Raw genomic sequence first — 18045 nt, 5'->3', positions numbered from 1 at the left:
CTTTATCTCTATTTTTGAAGAAAATGCTGTATTGTTCGCACCGTTTCTATCATGTGTGAAATAACAGCTATTAAATCATCAACATGGTCTTCTGTAATCGCTTTTTGAAATAGAACCTCTACCTTATTATGATATGAAATCGCTTGCTTATTATATTCGTATGAAACTTTCTGCATAATCATTCTTTCTTTTCCCCATATAGAACGCATTAAAGTTTCAATTTCTTCGCATCCTACTTCTGGTTGTTCTAACGGGAATGAAAATGCTAGCTTCATTTCACAACCTGGTGTAAACTGAGGCACTTCTAGTATTTCACCAGACAAGTTCTTTGCATCCACAGATAATGAAAATGTTGCTTCTACTAATGGTTCGAACGGTTCTGTTAATTGAAATGAGATATGATATATACGACTTAATGAGGCAAGGTCCATCATATCTTTTCGATCTGTTACAAGAATATCTCCATGTAGATCAAAATCATACACAGCACCTTCTACGATTACTTTTAAATTGTCAAAAGCAGTTGGATCAAACATAATTTCCTCCAAAAAACAGGCGCCTTTCGATGGAAAGGCGCCACTTGATGTATATATAGTTTACAGATAAACGAGATGAATTACAACCTTTTAGAATAAACCTACTGCTTTTCCATCTTCATTTACATCCATTTGAAGTGCTGCTGGTTGTTTTGGAAGACCTGGCATTGTTAACATTGTACCTGTTAACGCAACGATAAAGCCTGCACCGATAGATGGTTTTAACTCACGAATTGTAACGATAAAGTCAGATGGACGACCTAATTTTGTTGCATCGTCAGAAAGAGAGTATTGTGTTTTCGCCATACAAACTGGTAGGTTACTCCAACCTTCTCCTTCATATTGAGCTAATTGCTTACGTGCTTTCGGAGCAAATTCAATATCTTTTGCGCCATACACTTTTTGAGCAATTGTACGAATTTTTTCTTCTAATGGTAATTCTAATCCATAAAGTGGTGCGTAGTTGTTTTCACCTTTTTCGATTTCTTTTAGTACTTTTTCAGCAAGGTCAACTCCGCCTTGGCCACCCTTCTCCCAAACTTCTGTTAAGGATACTGCATAGCCACGCTCATTACACCACTCTTGTAAGTATGTAACTTCTGCATCTGTATCTGTAATGAATTTATTAATTGCAATTACGAAAGGCACACCAAAGCTTTGAATTGTTTCAACATGCTTCTGTAAGTTTTCCATACCTTTTGCTAATGCATCTACATTTTCTTCTTTTAATTGATCTTTTGCTACGCCACCATGCATTTTAAGCGCACGAATCGTCGCAACAATAACAACTGCTTCTGGTTTAATGCCAGCTGCACGAGCTTTAATATCTAAAAACTTCTCAGCGCCTAAATCAGCACCAAATCCAGCTTCTGTAATAACATAATCACCTAATTTTGCTGCCATTGTCGTAGCGATAACACTGTTACAACCGTGAGCAATATTCGCAAATGGTCCGCCATGAATAATAGCTGGTGTATTTTCTAATGTTTGTACTAAGTTTGGTTTTAATGCGTCTTTTAATAATAGCGTTAACGCACCTTCTACACCTAAATCTTTAACCGTTACAGGTTGATTTGCAAAGTTATAAGCAACTACGATGCGAGATAGACGCGCTTTTAAGTCTTGAATATCTGTTGCAAGGCAGAATACGGCCATAATTTCAGATGCGACTGTAATGTCAAAACCGTCTTCACGTGGTACACCTTGTACAGGTCCACCAAGACCAATTACTACGTTACGAAGGGCACGATCATTTAAGTCAACACAGCGTTTCCAAACAATTTTACGCGTATCAATTCCAAGTGTGTTTCCTTGTTGGATATGATTATCAATAAACGCTGCTAATGCGTTATTGGCAGTTGTGATCGCATGGATATCTCCAGTAAAGTGAAGGTTAATGTCTTCCATTGGTACGACTTGTGAAAAACCGCCACCTGCTGCTCCACCCTTTAATCCCATCGTCGGTCCAAGAGATGGTTCACGAAGTGCAATTACTGTTTTCTTACCAATTTTGTTAAAAGCTTGACCTAAACCAACTGTTACTGTTGATTTACCTTCTCCAGCTGGAGTTGGGTTAATTGCTGTTACTAAAACAACTTTACCGTCTTCCTCATCTTGTAAGCGCTTAAAAATATCGAGAGATAACTTACCTTTATAATGCCCGTATGGCTCTAATTCATCTTCTAAAATATTTAAATCAGCTGCAATTTCTTGAATCTTCTTCATACTCGCTTCTTGTGCGATTTCAATATCGGATTTCACTGTTGTAGTAGTTGTCATATACCCTAGTCCCCCTTTAATTGGTTCTGATGATATTGTATCAGTTTTTTGTATTTTCTGCACTTATTTACCTCCTAAAAATTCTTTCATTTCTTTATACGTTTTTTAACATAAATACCCATAAGAATGTTAACGATTGTTGTAACTCTGTAGGTAGTTGACCTAACATCTTCTCATTTACTCCGCGCTTATATACGCCGATGCCATCTATAACTTTAAAACCTTGTTCTTTCGCTAACTGTTCAAATTCCCAAGGCATCATCGTATTACAAACAACGTCTTTTCCATACAAGCGAGGATAACTGTTCTCTCGTGGCTTTGCTGTCGGTCCTAAAATTGCAATACATGCATATCCATCTTTCTTTAACACACGCTTTATTTCATTTAACGCTCGTAATGGCTCTTCCGTCCATTCTAAAGAATTAATTGCCATAATTGATTCAAATTGCTCATTTTCAAATGGTAATGCAGAAAGATCTCCTTTTATAAAAGATAAATTTGGTCCTTCTCCGCGCTCCTTACCTTTTTGAATCATCACTTCCGATAAATCTACTCCCACTGCTTTATAGCCTGCGCTACTTAATTTATATGTACCGTACCCATCACCACAACCAACATCGAGCACTTGTGCTTCTTTCTTTACGTATTGTTCAAAAAACGGAATAATTGTGCTCCTACTCCCGCTATCCCACATTTCCTGACTATTTTTATTCCAAAACTCCGCACTACTATCCCATTTCTTCTCTGCTGATTCATGCCAATTAAATGTTGTCATACATTCCCCTACCTTCACGTATTATCATTCATTTCATTCTACATCATTTTCCAAAATTCCTGTTTTATCCCGCTTGCAGTAAGACACCTACCTCAGAATTCAATGGATGCGGACCAGTTAATGGGAGAGAACTGCTCATAAAAATCCAATTGTTGCTGGCTGATAATCAGTCGTGATGGAAAAAATCCCGCACTTTATCTTCAATAGGAAATGGATATGTTAACGATGGAATACGTATTCTCCAATTTTTGCTTTACTTGGGTTTAACTCATACTCATGTTCTTCTCTTTATGAAAGATACTATAGGTACACCCAATTGAAAGAGAGGGATGTACATGCGAAGAAAGAGAAATCATCATTTTAAAAGTGGTGAAAAAAACGAAGAGTATGCTGCTGAAATATCACCAGCTGGCATTCCAATTAGACATAAGCGTAAAGAAATTGCAAATGAGATAGAAGGTACAAATACCGGCGCAATGGTAGGCTATGTCGCTTTATTTCTTTCGTTATTCTCCATTGCTTTTTATCCAGTTACGCTCGGCTCCCTAGCAATTTTAGTTGGCCTATTAGCTGTCAATTTCGGAGCAAGAACACTTGGATATACAGCAATTGGTTTTGGTAGTTTTTCTGTTTTATTTACTTTACTTTATCCGCTTGCTTTGTCAGCGTTTTAAAAAAACACACCAAGTTATACTTGGTGTGTTCATTCATGATACAACATAATATGACCGCATCCACAACAATGTTTCGCTGTAATTTCTTGAAACACTGGATAATTTTCTTCATCCCTATGCTCAATAAATACTTTTTCAAACCGATACATGTTTGGTGCATATGCCCAATCTTGTTTCGTACGTGCATATAATGTTGAGGAAAAAAACTCCTCACCACCGCAAACGATACATGTGTTCTTCATCGCTATCCCTCCTATGCTTGTCTTACTTCATCTATATGAACATAAGCATAAAAAAAAGACCTTCTATTACTAGAAAGTCTTCTCTGAAACAAAAAGAAATGTACCAAACATTCCTACTCCGTTATATTCTTTTGAAACACCAGCTTCTGTTTTAAATGTTTGCTTTACAGTCATAAAGAATACACCATTTCGTGCATCTGTACTTTCAAATTGTAGTTTTTCTTTTTTACCATCTACATTTTGCGTGCATTCAAAACTACTCTCATTACAATTCAACGCATACTTATCCTCTACATACACTTTAAAATCTGATTCTTTCGGACAAGTTATAAGTAATATTGCCACGAGAATAATACTTACAATACCCACAATTGTATAATATTTCTTCATTTGTACTCCTTTCAAATGACAAGAAAACTTGACTTCATGCGCCAAGTTTTCTTAGTCAACAACCCATTGCCACTCTTGTTCTTTCTTATCAAAAATGAGCCAACCTGTTTCTGTTGCTTCCTCTTTCAATTCATCGATATTATCTAGCACCTCATCCGTACTTTCATACGAACCAACTACATATACCGGAATTTCAAGACCTCTTCTTGACTCAATCTTCCCTGCTAGATCTATGTAAAGACCATCTTCCATTAGTGGAATAAGTCCCATAATCAATTCTTTTGAAATTGCTGGGAAAATTTTTGATTTTTGGAAGAAAGAAAAACGTTTCTTACCGAAAGCACCGAGTTTATACGGAATGACTTTACTTAACATTCCTACAAAATCGGCAATTCTACGATAATACACTTTGTTGTACCATCCGTCATCATGTGAAAAATAAACAAATCTATTTTTCAGTAACGGAAAGAATGTTCTTGCAAGTGGTTCTTTTTTGTGAGCCAAATATAATAATTCTGCAATTTCTTTCGGCTCTAATTCATCTAAATCGCTTGCATCATCAAAATCTACCCAACAAAATTCATCAAATTCATCAATCTCTGCTTGAATTAACTTATGTATATTTTCTTCCTCAACATATTCAAATAAAGTATGATAATGAAAATCCGTCCATTCAAAGTTGTGCTTCAAAAGCAACACTTGATGAAGCGGTGAAGGGATGTTACTCGCAAACTCTTTAAACGTAATTCCTGATGTAATAAAACAATGACCTCGACGATTACCATTAATATATATCATATTCTTTACTTGGTCAGATCCTCCAGACAAAGCACCTAGCCACCTTCGTTTTATATGTTTCAATTCTATAGCATATTTTAACATGAAAAATTTTAGAAACATAGAAAAAACTTCAAAAACTATTTACAATTTCATGTGTTTTATTACATAGTGATTACAAGAAAAAACGCCTGCTCATAAGCAGGCGTTTTTAAAGGATTTCATCAGGGTTTTGAGGATGATGATTTCCCTCTTTCTTTTCTTCTTTTTGGAACATCGATTGAATTTTATCAATTGTTTGTGGAGCTAATTCAATCATTTTTTCTGCTAAATGTGTCGCATTTTGTAAATGAAGAATATTTACTCCATCTTTATTCACCACAAGAAATGCTACTGGTGTAATCGAAACACCACCCGCGCTACCGCCACCAAATGCAGGGTTACCGTTCGCTCTTTGTCTATCATTCGTTTGGAAATCAGAACCTCCTGCTCCAAAACCGAACGCTACTTTAGAAACCGTTAACACCACACCACCGTCAGCCGTTTGAACAGGCTCTCCAACAATCGTATTTACATCAACCATTTCTTTTAAATTTTCCATTGCTGCTTTCATTAACCCTTGAATTGGATGATCCACCGTTCATAACCTCCTTTGTCATATCTTTCCTAGTTTTTCCGAAAGTTTGTGAACTAAACATAAAATTTTATATTGATTTCAAAAAACTTAAGTTGTAATATTTAGAAAAATAAAAAAAGAGGTCGATTCTTTATGATGCGAAAATTAACAAAGAAAGATCATGAACAAGTATTCGCTTACCTAAAAGAAGAAGCAGCCATTAACTTGTTTATTATTGGAGATATTGAAGCTTTCGGTTATGACACAGATTTCCAAGAATTATGGGGAGTATTTAAAGAGAATGGGACATTAAAATCAATTCTACTCCGATTCCACGATTCATTTATACCATATAGTAAAGAAGACTTTGTTACCCTTGATTATGAGGCACTTCTTTCCGCATATAAACCGCTTAAACTCTCTGGCAAGTCAACTATTGTAGAAAGGTTTGAAACTTCTCCAAGTCTACAATTAGGCGCCAAAAATGAAATGTATTTTTGCGAATGTCTAAATGACAACAACTTACCTAGCACGCCTATCCAAGAAACAATTAAACTTGCCACACTAGATGATGTAGAGCGAATTATGCAATTGCGAGGTAACATTGCTGAATTTCCAGTTGCTAATGAATCAGAGAAAATATTAAGACAAGCTCTCAAAACAAATACAGGACGCACATATTATATTGAAAAAGACGGTGCTATTATTGCATCCGCCTCTACTTCCGCTGAAAATTCATTATCCGCTATGGTAGTTGGCGTATGTACACATCCGAATTATCGCGGAAGCGGATACGCTTCGCTCATATTACAAAAAATGATTCAAGACTTTACGAATGAAGGCCGAACGCTTTGTTTGTTTTATAACAATCCAGCTGCTGGACGTATTTATAAACGACTAGGGTTTAAAGACATTGGGATGTGGACGATGTATCGATAATAATGCATAATACACGCAGGAGAGGCTGCCTATTATAAGTAGCCTCTTCTTAACTAATATCTATTCACATGTACTCCGCTTGCCGTTACTATATGATATACTACGTATTTACTTGTTAACGCTTGTTAATTTCTATAACATAAAAAAACAATTTAAATCTTTTATCTTTTCAACTAAACCAATTAGGAACGCTTTATCGTTATTCTCTTTTCTTATTTAGATATATTTTTCGACTTGCTACTGAAATTTTCTAATAAATAGGAAATTCCAATACCTACTCCACCAATAATTAGAGCAACAATAGCTGTTAAAACCTTTTTCCCCATTGGCTGTGGAAAGAAGAAGGAAGAAAAAATAGCACTGCGGTAAAAGTACACATTAAAATATGCCCTTGTTTAAACATGCTTGATTGCTCCTTTTTTCTTTTTCAGATAAAACTATAAGCATAACGTTAAAAGAGGCAACCAGTAGGTCACCTCCCAAGTAAAACGATTAATAATACATGTTACATATTTTCAGCTGTTATTCCATACAATCTATCTCTATTTTGCCCTCTTCTTTTTTCGATTTTTAAATATAATCTCTAACGCTACTACTGTGGTGAATCCTACAGTTAGTTGTAAACCTGTAAACAGCAGTTTATCATTTAAAGGAATACCAGGTGCACTCCACAGCAGCACTGGAGGAACAAGTATGCCAATGATTACTATAGTTCTCATTATCTTTCCCATTTTGTTTCCCCTATCGTATTTTTAAAATCAATATGTATTTTTCAATATTTTTACAATTCTACTAATCTCTCACGTAAAATTAATTCACTCTCATTCAAATACCCTCTATGTATTTCCTCTACAATCTTATCATGATTAAAGCATAACACTTTTTCATCGCCTAAATAACCAACCGGATAAAGAACCCCTACGTAATCAAAATCAAGTTTATCTGCTGAAATGACCATTCTTCCAATAATCATAACAGGTTGGTTTAGATCTTTTAGCTTCACAACTGAACCAATCGGGAAAAGCTCCATCGTCATTCTCCGTTCTTTTTAGATATATTCGACTTGTTACTCAAAATTTCTAATAGATAGGAAATTCCAATACCTATTCCACCAATAATCAATGCTGCAATAGCTGTTAAAAACCTTTTTTCCATTGGCTGCGGAAAAAAGAATGAAGAAAAAAATAAAACCGCGGTAAAAATATACATCAAAATACGTCCTTGTTTAAACATGTGTGATTACTCCTTTTTTTCAGGTTTCAAGAAAAAACCTCCTCCAAAACCTTCGTATGATGCATAAAAACCTTTCTCTTGACCCATGTGAAGCTTATACCCATAAGTCCCTACTCCCAATTCTAAGCGGATTGTTATATCGTGATCACTGAAATACGGAATAATATCCGGAACATCAATTTTCTCTAAAAGCAATTCATACTTGCGCGAACTATATTCCGCAGCTACCTTGGCTGTATACTCATCATAACCTACAATACTACTAAAATCGTGCATTTTTTGAGTTACAGTTATATCTTCCATATAAGGAATATCCGTTCGTAAAGTTTATTAGTACCAAGTGCACATACCCCTAAAATAAGAACACCTATAATAAAGCCAATCTTTTTAGGTAATTCATAAGGAGACATAATAGCGACTACAAGTAATATAGCAATTGCAACATATGTAATATATTTTCCGGCCTTAAATGATTGCATATTAATATGCCCCTCTCTTAATCCTTCAATTTATTAGTATCACCTATCCTATAACCATCTCTAACGTATAATCCCGTTTCTTTTCCTAATTAATAGTGGATTATCCCTATCCTTTTTCAAACTTTATTATTGTTTAAATTTGTTATGTATTCGTCCTACCACTTTATTCGCCCCTAAGGAAATAGCTCCTAAAATTAAAACAAAAATAATAAGAGCCATCTTTTTAAGTAGGCTATATGGCAATAACATAGCAAATATAAGAAGTATCGCAACTGCAACATATGTAATATATTTTCCGGCCTTAAATGATTGCATATTAATATGCCCCTCTCTTAATCCTTCAATTTATTGGTATCACCTATCCTATAACCATCTCTAACGTATAATCCCGTTTCTTTCCCTAATTAATATTGAATTACCTCTATCCTTTTTCAAACTTTATTATTGTTTAAATTTGTTATGTATTCGTCCTACCACTTTATTCGCCCCCAATGAAATAGCTCCTATAATTAAAACAAAAGTAATAAGAGCAATCTTTTTAGGTAGGCTATATGGCAATAACATAGAAAATATAAGAATAGACGATGTATCGATAATTAAAAGCCGATTTAAAATCGGCTTTTATACATACTCATTTTCTTTTCTCATGCTTTCGCTTCCCTCATTCAGACTATTATACTCACTTCAAAGTCATAATTACCTGTCTTTCAACAAACCCAAACTCTTCGTACATCTCTTTTGCAAAATTCCCAGCAAATACATTCAACCTAATTTCTGAATATTTCTCCTTTAATTCCTTAATACCAGCTTCCATCAGTTCTCGCGATAATCCTCTCCCGCGATATTCTGGGAAAACGTACAATTCATATATAAATCCAAGTTTTTCACGAGAAAAATAGTCTGTATTTTCCCCTATTAATATCCATCCCATTACTTTATTTTCTTCTTTAATGATTAAATAATATGCTCCTTTTTCTACAATCGGCTTTGTAATTTCAATCGCTTTCTCGGTACTTAATTGACAATTCCCTCTCGTCCCTTCAAAAAGCGATTGAGCCGCATATTTTAATATTTCATTGGTATCTTCTTGATTCGCCTTAATTATCATTTTTTACAACTCCCCTTGAATAATAGGCATTACTATCCCTTGTTCAAGATTCTCCGCTTCCATAACAATTGCCGTTAATCCTTGTTCTGTACTTGTTTCATGGAGCTCTCCCTTCTCCCAAAACACAGCTTGTCCCGCCTCTACCTTTATCTTTTCTTTATTTGCCCCACATACATATCCTGCTCCGTCCACAATAAGAAGCAGTTGAGATACAACTGCTTCATGATTACCGATGATTCCATTCTCGTGTAAATGCATAGCACCGATATGTACATTTCCTTGATGGTTTACTATTTTCGACATTATGAAATTAGATTGAAATACTGATATGTGCTTTCCTACTTTTCACTAAAATCAAAAATTTTCATTGCTAGTCCTCCTTATACGTATAAAACCATCCTTACTGTCTGCATCATATGTCCTTCAAAGTCTTCTTCAAATTGCTCTAATTCAGCAAAACCTTTCGCTTCATAAAAGCGTTTTCCTTTTTTATTTGCTGCTTCTACATGTATGTACAATTTACGTATCCCATTTAATTCCTTAATCCCTCTTTGTAATAAAGCACTTCCGATCCCTTTTCCTTGCTGATCTGGTAACAAATAAATCGCACCTAATTCCGCTTCATTTTGTAGTCTAACAGGTGAAAAGTTAGCAAATCCTATTACTTCTCCCTCTTCTTCCGCAACGAATAAATGTGTATTTTTAAGACGATATTTCATTTTTTCATCAGAATATGCCTCGTCTAAAAAACTGTCTTGAATTTCTCTTGGAATAATGCCTTCATATGTATCATGCCAAGCTATTTTTGCTACTGATTGTACAGCGTGAATGTCTTCTTGCTTCATTTCTCTAATTACATATGTCATCTCGATGTCTCCATTCTCTTTAAATTATATTCTGCTAATATACTAGAAGAAATGGCAGAACCATTTTTATAATTCACCTTAATTAATTTTAATTTCTCAATTGAAGCTGTTGCAAAATCAAATTTTTCATAAATATATTCCATTACACTTAAAAACTGCTTTGTATGTAATCTATTTGCAATCGTACAATGCGGAACCCATTTTCCCGGTACGTAATATGAATTTGGATTGTCATGAAAATTTTAAAAATAATCATGATAAGAATGATGAAGTTTTAACAATTCATCGGTAACAATCGGTGCTAGAAAGACCGTTCCATTAGTAGGAAAAATTCCAACAGAAGGAAAAGTTACTGCGTCCATATTTTCTTGAATAGCTACAAACTCCCCTAGTTTCTCCGTATACAAATGAACATCTAACTCATTATAATCCGCAATCGTGATATGAGGTTCTACTCCAGCTAATTGATTTGTTCCCATTATATTCGTTAATTCATTTTGCAGTTCTGTAATTTTATTAGTAAATACACGATCAAATGTAGCAATAATAGCGTACAGTCTTTCTCACCCCTTCGTTACACATAGTGCTTCCCATTCTTCACGAATCATTCCCATTCGAATAGAATCATAGTATGTTCCTTTATAATAACGACACTTTCGCATTCTACCTTCTAAGCTCATTCCTATTTTCTCCGCTACTTTCATCATTCGTTCATTGCCAGACCAAGTCGTGATTCCTACTCTACCAATCTCCATTTTTTCAAATAGCAAATCTCTATATAATGTCAATGTTTCTGTACCGTATCCACCATTCCAGTATGTTGGGTCATAAATCACAAGCCCCATCTCTAACCAACGCGTCGGTTTATATTCCCAATAAAACCCGACTGTCCCAATGATTTGACCGTTATTTTCTATAATTAAATTTGACAGTGGTTCTTCTTTCAAACGAGTTTGCATCTTCTCTTTATAGGAAGAGTATTCTTGCATTGAGAACGGGAAATATGGCGCATCCCATTTCTTCCATTCTGGGCTTTCTTCTTTAAATATGATATTCCATAATGTTTCTATATCCGATTCTTCTATTGTACGAATTGTAACTTTCTTCCCCTTTAATACAACGTTTTGCATAATTCCCTCCTGCATTCACCTTTATTTCATATATAATTATAATATTTTTTCAGAAAAATCAAAACTAATATCATATATTATATTGTATAATTTTGTTATAAGATACCAATTATTGATTTAGAAAGCTGGTGATTCAATGAATAATCAATTTAGTATTGCTTTATTTCTCACTATTATTACGACAAATATTATTCTATATTTCTTCTTACCATCAAATATTGTTACGAAATGGGACTTCAATGGAACGCCTACATCAACAATGGATAAAAGCACTTTTGTAATCGTAAATATAATTATATGTTCCTTCTTATTCTTTGTATTTTTAGCTTTATCTAAAGCAGCGAGTAACCAGAAATTTCTCCATTGGATCGGCAACACAATGTTACTATTCTTATTTTTTGTCGATATTGTCATTACCCTCATCGCTCTTGGCTTTTCACTTCCTCTTGATCATTTCATATTTTTAGCATTAGGGCTTTTATTTATATTAATAGGTTATTTCAGTTCCAAAATTGATACGACTAAATCAACCGTTTCATTAGAATGGAATGATAAGCACCTCGAAAAAAGAGCTTCAAATATCAGTAGTATTTCAATGATGATAGCAGGGATTTTTTTAGCGATACTTCCTTTTAGCGTTTCTGCTCCCTATAGAGGTTATGGCATACTAGCAATTCTTTTAGGAATGACGCTTATCATTCTACCGAGTACGATTTATTTACTTATTAAAGACAGCAGGCAGTCCACTAATTTAAAAGGTTAATTGAAGTACGAAGGCGCAAAATAGGCAATAAAAAATAGGAGGTTACATCCCTCCTATTTCAGCTCAAGCAAAATGCCTTTCTCTATCCACCCCTCTACACCATCTTTTTTAATTAAATCATATCCTGAACAACTACCATCAATGAGAGAAACGATATCTCCTTTTCTAACGCTTATTTGCGCACAAGAAATATCAGTTTTCACTGTATATTCACCTGACTCAAGTTGTTTCATGTATTCATTTTTTACAGTGAGTAATTTATTTGTTTCCTTTTGCTTACATATTGTGTAATCTTGCATCTTCTCGATAGGCTCTATGTAATAATACGGATATGTCACTCCGCCCTGCATTTCTGAATTCGCATTAAAATCCGCTATTACTTCGTACCCTGGAAAATAGTCTACATATGTATAAGAAAACGTATCGCCCGTTTGTTTCCTCTGAATGATAAATGCATTTAATTGTCCTGCTTCTTTAATTGCATTTCCTCCATCTATTGCAATAATTTTTTTCTCCTCATCAATAACTGGATTGTTAGACGGTGCTTCTTCAGAATAGTTCACGACAGGCCAATGACCAACTATTACATACTTATTTGCTTTATGTGATTTATAAAAAAACTCTGGCATTGCTATCGCATTTTTGCGCTCTGTTTCTTTCCAATCTACTCTATCTTCTAGCCCGGCATGCACAAAAATATAATCTTCTGTTTCAATCGCTGTCGGTAACTCCGTTAGCCAATGTATTTCTTGTGAAAATTCACTTTGCAATGCTTCTCTCACTTCACGAATTGAAGTGCCTTCATGAACTGAAAAATCCAATTGCTCTAGCCATTCATTAAAAATCGAATGCTTTCTCGTACATAAATAATTAATAAGACGAGGATTTTCATTTAGAAGAGCATCAACTAAAACTTCACAATTTCCTTCAACAACGTAAACCTTTGAATTGTTCTTTACAAGATTCATAACGTAGTTTACTACACCTACGCTATCTCGTCCTTTCTCGCAAAGATCTCCATTAATAATTAAATAATCTTCATCTTTAAAGTTAACTTTATGTAGTGCTTCTTTTAAAAGATTTAATTCTCCATGAATATCAGATATGACGATAACTCTAGCATCATTAGGGATTGATAGTTTCTTTATTTTCTTCAAGTATAAGCGCTCCAATCATTCTCTTTATTAAATTAAAACAATTCGACAAAATACACTATATAACCTTTTCAAATACATATACCATAACTTACAACCTATTTACGGTTTAATAATAACTTAAAAAATAAGAAGAGGCTGTTCCCAACTTTTGCGGGACAGCTTCTTCTTATTATTTATAATTCTTTATGAAAAGAATAACTCACCTTATCATACCCTTCTCTTTCATAAAAACGATGCGCATCAATTCTTGCAAATGCTGATGTGAGGACGATAGATTCACATCCGTTTTCCTTTCCCCAGTTCTCTATATACGAAAGTAATACATTTCCATGTCCTTTTGAACGATGTGCGTCTGCCGTTACAAGGTCATATACGAAAACGTGCTTCTTATTATAAAAGTTCGTACAAATCGCTACACCTGCAAGGCTAACAACTTCATCCTCCTCATTACGCAGCGAAAATAATTTATAATTTTCTTCTTTCATATTTCGAAATAAAGAGCTTGTTTCCTCTTTTGAAAGTTTCGTTCTTAATTGCTGTAAAACAGGTAATACTTCATGTAATTGCTCTTCCGTTACTACTTCTTTAACATTCATTTTTAACTCTCCCTAACTATTTATTTAATTTTCTAAATGTTATATCATTATTATAGAAAGTAACTGCCCTTTACTTAAGTGACAGTTTAAGTATTTTTTATAAGGCCAGTTTTAAAGGAGAGTTTTATATGGATTTTACTATCCCATTGCAATTACAAAGTAACACACCTATTTACTTGCAAATTTACGAATATATTAAAGCTGAAATTATACAAGGGACTATTTCTGTCGGCACACGTCTACCCTCACACAGAAATTTAGCATCACAACTTAATATTAGCCGCATTACTGTTGAATCAGCTTATCAACAATTATTAGCTGAAGGTTATGTAGAAAGTAAACCGAAACGGGGTATTTTTGTAGCAAATTTCGATATTGACGTTATCCCAAACAAAAAACGAAATGCAGCAATGAAGACGAGCAATTTAATAGACGAAAAATTCGAATATGATTGTAGCCAAGGGCTTATTGATCAAAATACATTTCCGATTACAAATTGGAAACGAGCATTACAAGAATCCATTCTTACATACGAAAATGCACTATTTGCCAAAGAAGACCCTCAAGGTGAATTCGCTCTTCGAGAGCATATATCAACATATTTATATCATTCTCGCGGTGTACATTCTTCACCTGATCAAATTGTGATCGGTGCCGGAACGCAGCCACTTCTCTGGCTACTACTTCAACTGCTTGGCCCTACAAAAGAATACGGCATTGAAAACCCTGGATTTCACCGTATACACGCAATCATTAAAAGCTGTGATAGACAAATTCATCCCATACCATTGGATGAAAAAGGTATTGATATTTCTAGCTTATATAATACAAATGCCAATGTCGCATACGTTACACCATCACACCAATTTCCACTCGGGATTATTATGCCTTTATCTAGAAGAACAGAATTGTTAAAGTGGGCTAATGATTGCAGCGGATACATTATTGAAGATGACTATGACGGTGAGTTTCGCTACGCTGGTAAGCCGATTCCTTCTTTGCAAAGTCTTGATTCAAATGAACGCGTTATTTATATGGGGACTTTCTCAAAATCTTTTTTACCTTCTTTACGAATGGGATATGTTGTTTTACCACCACATCTTTTAAAAATATATCAAGAACTGCATGGAATTTTTAAACAAACAGTCGCTACAATACAACAACTTGCTTTTGCTAACTTTATACAAAGCGGGAATTGGGAACGTCATCTTAACCGGAGTCGTACACTATATAAAAGAAAACATCATACGTTAGTAAAATCCATTATGAAAGAAATGGGGGCTAATGTTCAAATTCTTGGCGAACAGTCTGGACTTCATATTGTTTTATGTGTAAATAACAGTATGAATGAAAACGAACTGATTGAATCCGCTAAAAAACAAAGCGTTAAATTATACCCGCTTTCTCCATATGATTTCGTGAATGATTTACGTAAGGAATCATACGTATTACTCGGTTTTGGTAGCATTCCAGAAAATAAAATTGAAACGTTGGCTATATTATTGAAAAACGCTTGGTTCCCTAGTTGCAAGGAAACTTGTTAACAGTGGGTTTAACTTGTAACATACTAACAATTCAACAAAATAAAAAAGAAGGCTGTTCCAAAATAACTTTTTGGACAGCCTTCTGCTAGTTATTCACCTGACCTAGCTTTCCTTCCCGGACGTTTCACACCAGTCGTTTCTGTTGAATAAGAAGCTTCAATTATAGCGGTTGGATCTACAGAGAGAACGAGATCTTTCATTTTCGGATAAATGAATCGGTTTGTAATGCAATAAATGATTCTCTTATGCTCCCCTAAAAAACCACCTTCTCCATGTAGATACGTAACAGATAGTTGCAATTCTTTCATAAGTAAATCGCCTATTTCTTTATTCTTACCAGAAATAATCATAACGCTCTTACCTTGATTTATACCATCTAATATAAAATCAATCATTTTCGTAACAATATAGAAAATGGCTAATGAGAACATCGCTTGTTCGATTGAAAATAAAATGGCAACAAAGATGAAAATAACTGCATTTACTGCAAGTAAAAATGTACTAATCGGTACATTAAAGTGTTTATTCATCCAAACTGCTAACATTTCCGAACCGTCAATTGCTCCACCCATTTTAACAACAATCCCAACACCAATTCCGAACAGCACTCCACCATAAAGTACAATTAATAACTCAGAAGTCGTAATTGCTGGAAATGGTTTTAAATAAATTAATCCGAGTGTTGTAACTACATTCGCATAAGATGTACGGATAAAAAATTTCTTTCCCATTACTTTTGCAGTAAATAATAAAATTGGGATATTAATTCCTAAGAACACACCATAAAGCGGCAATCCTGCGACTTTATTTGCCATAATAGCAATAGCCGTTACCCCGCCATCTACTAATCCATTAGGTGCTAAAATAAGCTCTAATGAACCTGCTACTATAATTGAGCCCATTGTTAATAATACGTATTCAAATACTTTCTTCATTCATTACCCCCAAAACTTATATATTTTCTTAGTATTATTTTAACGTAATTTTACTACTAATTCAAAGGTATCGATTTATATACAAAAAAGTTTCACCTTTATCGCTATTTTTATGTAACACGTAATACTAGAAACACACTTACAAATTAAAAGTAAGTGTGTTTCTAACATCTATTTAATCTTTACGTACGGCTTCATTTTTAATTCAAATATTTCCTCAACTGCCCTTTGATATCCACCAGCATTTCTAAGCGACTCTCCCACTTTACGACTATTTTCCTTAAACGTCACATCATCCATTACTTTCTTTACAGTCTCACGTAACAATTCAGAAGTTAACTCGTTACGATTAAGTGTTATGCCTGCCCCTACTTCAGTCAATCGTTTTGCAACGAATGGCTGATCTCCTGTTACCGGAATTACAACTAATGGAACACCGTAATATAACGCTTCACTCGAACTATTCATACCACCATGTGTCACGAATACATCAGCATGCTGTAAAACTTCTAATTGCGGGACATAATTATACAACTTAAAGTTTTTCGGGATATTTTCAAATTGACTTGTATTTATCTTCTTACCAACGACTAATACGACTGTCGCATCTACATCTTTAAACGCTTCAAAACATTTTTCATACAAAGCAGGTTGTTCATTAAAAACTGTTCCCATAGAAATGAAAATCACTTTTTCATTTTTTAAATCTTCGGTAGGAAAACTCCCCACTTCTTTTCGAGTAGCAATTGATGGACCTACAAATTTATACGATTCATCAAATAAATCTGAACGCGGCTGATATTCTTTTGAAGTATATACAATCGTAATATCACCAGGATGGTTCATAATATCATACATACTATTACATTTCATTCCATAGTGCTTATTCCATCTTTCCATTCCCGCTAAACAAGATTGATATAATGGATTTATTTCGTCTACTTGTCTCGATTCTTGCCCATCATGAAAATTAATGTACTGATTAACAGCAAACGTTGTACAAGATGAAACGCTTGGTAATTGTAAAATATTCGCTATAATACGTCCTACTGGAAAATGATTATCATATATTAAATAATCATATTTTTCCTCTTTTGTTTCTTCTACAATTTGAGTAACAATACGCTCTGATGCTTCAATCATATGAGATAGCATCATCAAAGGGCTCCCACCTTCATTTACTCGTTCCATAATATTAATTTGAGAGAGAAAATTCTCAAACACTCGGAATTCCGCACCTGTTGCTTCAACCTTCTTTCTATAATCTTCAATACAATAAGAAACAACTGTTTCCCCTCGCTGAATTAACTCACTTACAATAGCTAAAGTCGGATTAATATGACCTTCCCCAGGGAAATTTATTACGAGTACATTTGCCATAACATTCTCTCCTATCCAATTAATATAACAAAATTAACAATTAATTATATTAATTAATTTAAGTCTATTATAAATGAATGCATTCTACTTCTTCATGCTTTTCTCTTCATTTTATTATTGAGAAAT

Annotated in this window: 24 protein-coding genes and 3 pseudogenes; 4 read left to right on the top strand and 23 right to left on the bottom strand. The window is 34.3% G+C overall.

Translation table 11 applies throughout. The annotated features are described in order from the left end of the window. Positions 1–8 precede the first annotated feature (8 nt). The 3 genes from ACO6VI_RS20215 to ACO6VI_RS20205 all read right to left on the bottom strand — a co-directional run bounded on the left by ACO6VI_RS20215 (position 9) and on the right by ACO6VI_RS20205 (position 3090). Positions 9–536, bottom strand: a complete 528-nt coding sequence (locus ACO6VI_RS20215) for a hypothetical protein (RefSeq protein ID WP_000460216.1) — start codon at positions 534–536, stop codon at positions 9–11. Between the two features lie 90 nt (positions 537–626). Further along, positions 627–2315, bottom strand: a complete 1689-nt coding sequence (locus ACO6VI_RS20210) for a formate--tetrahydrofolate ligase (protein WP_422423965.1) — start codon at positions 2313–2315, stop codon at positions 627–629. 94 nt (positions 2316–2409) lie between these two features. Further along, positions 2410–3090 carry a class I SAM-dependent methyltransferase gene (locus tag ACO6VI_RS20205; RefSeq protein ID WP_000206577.1) on the bottom strand — a complete coding sequence of 227 codons (681 nt, stop codon included), beginning with the start codon at positions 3088–3090 and terminating at the stop codon, positions 2410–2412. Between the two features lie 335 nt (positions 3091–3425). Here ACO6VI_RS20205 and ACO6VI_RS20200 point away from each other — a divergent pair, with 335 nt between their 5' ends. Next, positions 3426–3764 (top strand): hypothetical protein, encoded by a 339-nt coding sequence (locus ACO6VI_RS20200; protein WP_001253201.1) that lies wholly within the window; start codon positions 3426–3428, stop codon positions 3762–3764. A 29-nt stretch (positions 3765–3793) separates the two neighbouring features. Here ACO6VI_RS20200 and ACO6VI_RS20195 read toward each other — a convergent pair whose 3' ends face one another. The 4 genes from ACO6VI_RS20195 to ytfJ form a co-directional block, all read right to left on the bottom strand. Beyond that, positions 3794–4006: a hypothetical protein gene (locus tag ACO6VI_RS20195; RefSeq protein ID WP_000798747.1), complete on the bottom strand. Its 213-nt coding sequence runs from the start codon at positions 4004–4006 to the stop codon at positions 3794–3796. Between the two features lie 69 nt (positions 4007–4075). Continuing rightward, the gene (locus ACO6VI_RS20190; protein WP_098033291.1) at positions 4076–4396 is read right to left on the bottom strand and encodes a hypothetical protein; all 321 of its coding nucleotides are present in this window, start codon (positions 4394–4396) and stop codon (positions 4076–4078) included. A 51-nt stretch (positions 4397–4447) separates the two neighbouring features. Then, entirely contained in the window at positions 4448–5224 is a 777-nt protein-coding gene (locus ACO6VI_RS20185; protein ID WP_000014087.1) for an oxalate:formate antiporter, read from the bottom strand. 160 nt (positions 5225–5384) lie between these two features. After that, positions 5385–5810 (bottom strand): GerW family sporulation protein, encoded by a 426-nt coding sequence (gene ytfJ / locus ACO6VI_RS20180; protein WP_078993379.1) that lies wholly within the window; start codon positions 5808–5810, stop codon positions 5385–5387. A gap of 132 nt (positions 5811–5942) precedes the next feature. Here ytfJ and ACO6VI_RS20175 point away from each other — a divergent pair, with 132 nt between their 5' ends. Further along, positions 5943–6728 (top strand): GNAT family N-acetyltransferase, encoded by a 786-nt coding sequence (locus tag ACO6VI_RS20175; RefSeq protein ID WP_000984746.1) that lies wholly within the window; start codon positions 5943–5945, stop codon positions 6726–6728. A 212-nt stretch (positions 6729–6940) separates the two neighbouring features. Here ACO6VI_RS20175 and ACO6VI_RS20170 read toward each other — a convergent pair. From ACO6VI_RS20170 to ACO6VI_RS20115, 12 genes and pseudogenes are all read right to left on the bottom strand, one after another. Continuing rightward, positions 6941–7131: pseudogene (locus tag ACO6VI_RS20170) on the bottom strand (hypothetical protein). A 139-nt stretch (positions 7132–7270) separates the two neighbouring features. Beyond that, positions 7271–7459, bottom strand: a complete 189-nt coding sequence (locus tag ACO6VI_RS20165; RefSeq protein ID WP_000516417.1) for a hypothetical protein — start codon at positions 7457–7459, stop codon at positions 7271–7273. 50 nt (positions 7460–7509) lie between these two features. Then, a complete protein-coding gene (locus ACO6VI_RS20160) occupies positions 7510–7758 on the bottom strand; it encodes a DUF4176 domain-containing protein (protein ID WP_000418713.1) in 249 nt (82 codons plus the stop codon). Positions 7759–7760: 2 nt separating this feature from the next. Continuing rightward, positions 7761–7961 (bottom strand): hypothetical protein, encoded by a 201-nt coding sequence (locus tag ACO6VI_RS20155; RefSeq protein WP_000476183.1) that lies wholly within the window; start codon positions 7959–7961, stop codon positions 7761–7763. A gap of 6 nt (positions 7962–7967) precedes the next feature. Continuing rightward, positions 7968–8264: a hypothetical protein gene (locus ACO6VI_RS20150; protein ID WP_422423918.1), complete on the bottom strand. Its 297-nt coding sequence runs from the start codon at positions 8262–8264 to the stop codon at positions 7968–7970. Then, positions 8252–8440: a hypothetical protein gene (locus ACO6VI_RS20145; RefSeq protein ID WP_003270359.1), complete on the bottom strand. Its 189-nt coding sequence runs from the start codon at positions 8438–8440 to the stop codon at positions 8252–8254. The genes ACO6VI_RS20150 and ACO6VI_RS20145 overlap by 13 nt, the downstream gene beginning before the upstream one ends. 126 nt (positions 8441–8566) lie before the next feature. Further along, a complete protein-coding gene (locus ACO6VI_RS20140; protein ID WP_001190441.1) occupies positions 8567–8755 on the bottom strand; it encodes a hypothetical protein in 189 nt (62 codons plus the stop codon). Positions 8756–9119: 364 nt separating this feature from the next. Further along, positions 9120–9548: a GNAT family N-acetyltransferase gene (locus ACO6VI_RS20135; RefSeq protein ID WP_000584237.1), complete on the bottom strand. Its 429-nt coding sequence runs from the start codon at positions 9546–9548 to the stop codon at positions 9120–9122. Between the two features lie 3 nt (positions 9549–9551). After that, positions 9552–9916: pseudogene (locus tag ACO6VI_RS20130) on the bottom strand (cupin). Positions 9917–9928: 12 nt separating this feature from the next. Further along, complete coding sequence (locus tag ACO6VI_RS20125; protein ID WP_063547113.1) at positions 9929–10414, bottom strand: GNAT family N-acetyltransferase; 486 nt, start codon at positions 10412–10414, stop codon at positions 9929–9931. After that, positions 10411–10971 (bottom strand): annotated as a pseudogene (locus ACO6VI_RS20120) (2'-5' RNA ligase family protein). Before ACO6VI_RS20120 ends, ACO6VI_RS20125 begins: the two are co-directional and overlap by 4 nt. 6 nt (positions 10972–10977) lie before the next feature. Beyond that, positions 10978–11544 (bottom strand): GNAT family N-acetyltransferase, encoded by a 567-nt coding sequence (locus tag ACO6VI_RS20115; RefSeq protein WP_001181849.1) that lies wholly within the window; start codon positions 11542–11544, stop codon positions 10978–10980. 136 nt (positions 11545–11680) lie between these two features. On the opposite strand from ACO6VI_RS20115, the gene ACO6VI_RS20110 reads away from it, so the two are divergent. Beyond that, complete coding sequence (locus ACO6VI_RS20110) at positions 11681–12307, top strand: DUF1648 domain-containing protein (protein ID WP_422423916.1); 627 nt, start codon at positions 11681–11683, stop codon at positions 12305–12307. Between the two features lie 53 nt (positions 12308–12360). Here ACO6VI_RS20110 and ACO6VI_RS20105 read toward each other — a convergent pair whose 3' ends face one another. Further along, entirely contained in the window at positions 12361–13464 is a 1104-nt protein-coding gene (locus ACO6VI_RS20105) for a metallophosphoesterase (RefSeq protein WP_422423914.1), read from the bottom strand. Positions 13465–13637: 173 nt separating this feature from the next. After that, positions 13638–14060 (bottom strand): GNAT family N-acetyltransferase, encoded by a 423-nt coding sequence (locus tag ACO6VI_RS20100; RefSeq protein WP_001101119.1) that lies wholly within the window; start codon positions 14058–14060, stop codon positions 13638–13640. A gap of 128 nt (positions 14061–14188) precedes the next feature. Between ACO6VI_RS20100 and ACO6VI_RS20095 the strand changes: the two genes are divergently transcribed. Further along, complete coding sequence (locus tag ACO6VI_RS20095) at positions 14189–15604, top strand: PLP-dependent aminotransferase family protein (protein ID WP_078993384.1); 1416 nt, start codon at positions 14189–14191, stop codon at positions 15602–15604. A gap of 89 nt (positions 15605–15693) precedes the next feature. Here the strand turns inward: ACO6VI_RS20095 and ACO6VI_RS20090 are convergent, their stop codons facing one another. Both ACO6VI_RS20090 and ACO6VI_RS20085 read right to left on the bottom strand, forming a co-directional pair. Further along, a complete protein-coding gene (locus ACO6VI_RS20090) occupies positions 15694–16539 on the bottom strand; it encodes a YitT family protein (RefSeq protein ID WP_023521762.1) in 846 nt (281 codons plus the stop codon). 171 nt (positions 16540–16710) lie between these two features. Next, the gene (locus ACO6VI_RS20085; protein WP_023521761.1) at positions 16711–17919 is read right to left on the bottom strand and encodes a macrolide family glycosyltransferase; all 1209 of its coding nucleotides are present in this window, start codon (positions 17917–17919) and stop codon (positions 16711–16713) included. Between the last annotated feature and the right edge of the window lie 126 nt (positions 17920–18045).

This window comes from Bacillus sp. PSXD-155 (genome assembly GCF_049310765.1).
Classification (GTDB): domain Bacteria; phylum Bacillota; class Bacilli; order Bacillales; family Bacillaceae_G; genus Bacillus_A; species Bacillus_A cereus.
This window is presented reverse-complemented; position numbering and strand designations above follow the sequence as displayed.

Excerpts from the sequence above, each read along its gene's own strand:
- ACO6VI_RS20215 (WP_000460216.1), bottom strand. The coding sequence starts at position 536 with ATGTTTGATCCAACTGCTTTTGACAATTTAAAAGTAATCGTAGAAGGT.
- ACO6VI_RS20210 (WP_422423965.1), bottom strand. The coding sequence starts at position 2,315 with ATGACAACTACTACAACAGTGAAATCCGATATTGAAATCGCACAAGAA.
- ACO6VI_RS20205 (WP_000206577.1), bottom strand. The coding sequence starts at position 3,090 with ATGACAACATTTAATTGGCATGAATCAGCAGAGAAGAAATGGGATAGT.
- ACO6VI_RS20200 (WP_001253201.1), top strand. The coding sequence starts at position 3,426 with ATGCGAAGAAAGAGAAATCATCATTTTAAAAGTGGTGAAAAAAACGAA.
- ACO6VI_RS20195 (WP_000798747.1), bottom strand. The coding sequence starts at position 4,006 with ATGAAGAACACATGTATCGTTTGCGGTGGTGAGGAGTTTTTTTCCTCA.
- ACO6VI_RS20190 (WP_098033291.1), bottom strand. The coding sequence starts at position 4,396 with ATGAAGAAATATTATACAATTGTGGGTATTGTAAGTATTATTCTCGTG.
- ACO6VI_RS20175 (WP_000984746.1), top strand. The coding sequence starts at position 5,943 with ATGATGCGAAAATTAACAAAGAAAGATCATGAACAAGTATTCGCTTAC.
- ACO6VI_RS20165 (WP_000516417.1), bottom strand. The coding sequence starts at position 7,459 with ATGGGAAAGATAATGAGAACTATAGTAATCATTGGCATACTTGTTCCT.
- ACO6VI_RS20160 (WP_000418713.1), bottom strand. The coding sequence starts at position 7,758 with ATGGAGCTTTTCCCGATTGGTTCAGTTGTGAAGCTAAAAGATCTAAAC.
- ACO6VI_RS20155 (WP_000476183.1), bottom strand. The coding sequence starts at position 7,961 with ATGTTTAAACAAGGACGTATTTTGATGTATATTTTTACCGCGGTTTTA.
- ACO6VI_RS20150 (WP_422423918.1), bottom strand. The coding sequence starts at position 8,264 with ATGGAAGATATAACTGTAACTCAAAAAATGCACGATTTTAGTAGTATT.
- ACO6VI_RS20145 (WP_003270359.1), bottom strand. The coding sequence starts at position 8,440 with ATGCAATCATTTAAGGCCGGAAAATATATTACATATGTTGCAATTGCT.
- ACO6VI_RS20140 (WP_001190441.1), bottom strand. The coding sequence starts at position 8,755 with ATGCAATCATTTAAGGCCGGAAAATATATTACATATGTTGCAGTTGCG.
- ACO6VI_RS20135 (WP_000584237.1), bottom strand. The coding sequence starts at position 9,548 with ATGATAATTAAGGCGAATCAAGAAGATACCAATGAAATATTAAAATAT.
- ACO6VI_RS20125 (WP_063547113.1), bottom strand. The coding sequence starts at position 10,414 with ATGACATATGTAATTAGAGAAATGAAGCAAGAAGACATTCACGCTGTA.
- ACO6VI_RS20115 (WP_001181849.1), bottom strand. The coding sequence starts at position 11,544 with ATGCAAAACGTTGTATTAAAGGGGAAGAAAGTTACAATTCGTACAATA.
- ACO6VI_RS20110 (WP_422423916.1), top strand. The coding sequence starts at position 11,681 with ATGAATAATCAATTTAGTATTGCTTTATTTCTCACTATTATTACGACA.
- ACO6VI_RS20100 (WP_001101119.1), bottom strand. The coding sequence starts at position 14,060 with ATGAATGTTAAAGAAGTAGTAACGGAAGAGCAATTACATGAAGTATTA.
- ACO6VI_RS20095 (WP_078993384.1), top strand. The coding sequence starts at position 14,189 with ATGGATTTTACTATCCCATTGCAATTACAAAGTAACACACCTATTTAC.
- ACO6VI_RS20090 (WP_023521762.1), bottom strand. The coding sequence starts at position 16,539 with ATGAAGAAAGTATTTGAATACGTATTATTAACAATGGGCTCAATTATA.
- ACO6VI_RS20085 (WP_023521761.1), bottom strand. The coding sequence starts at position 17,919 with ATGGCAAATGTACTCGTAATAAATTTCCCTGGGGAAGGTCATATTAAT.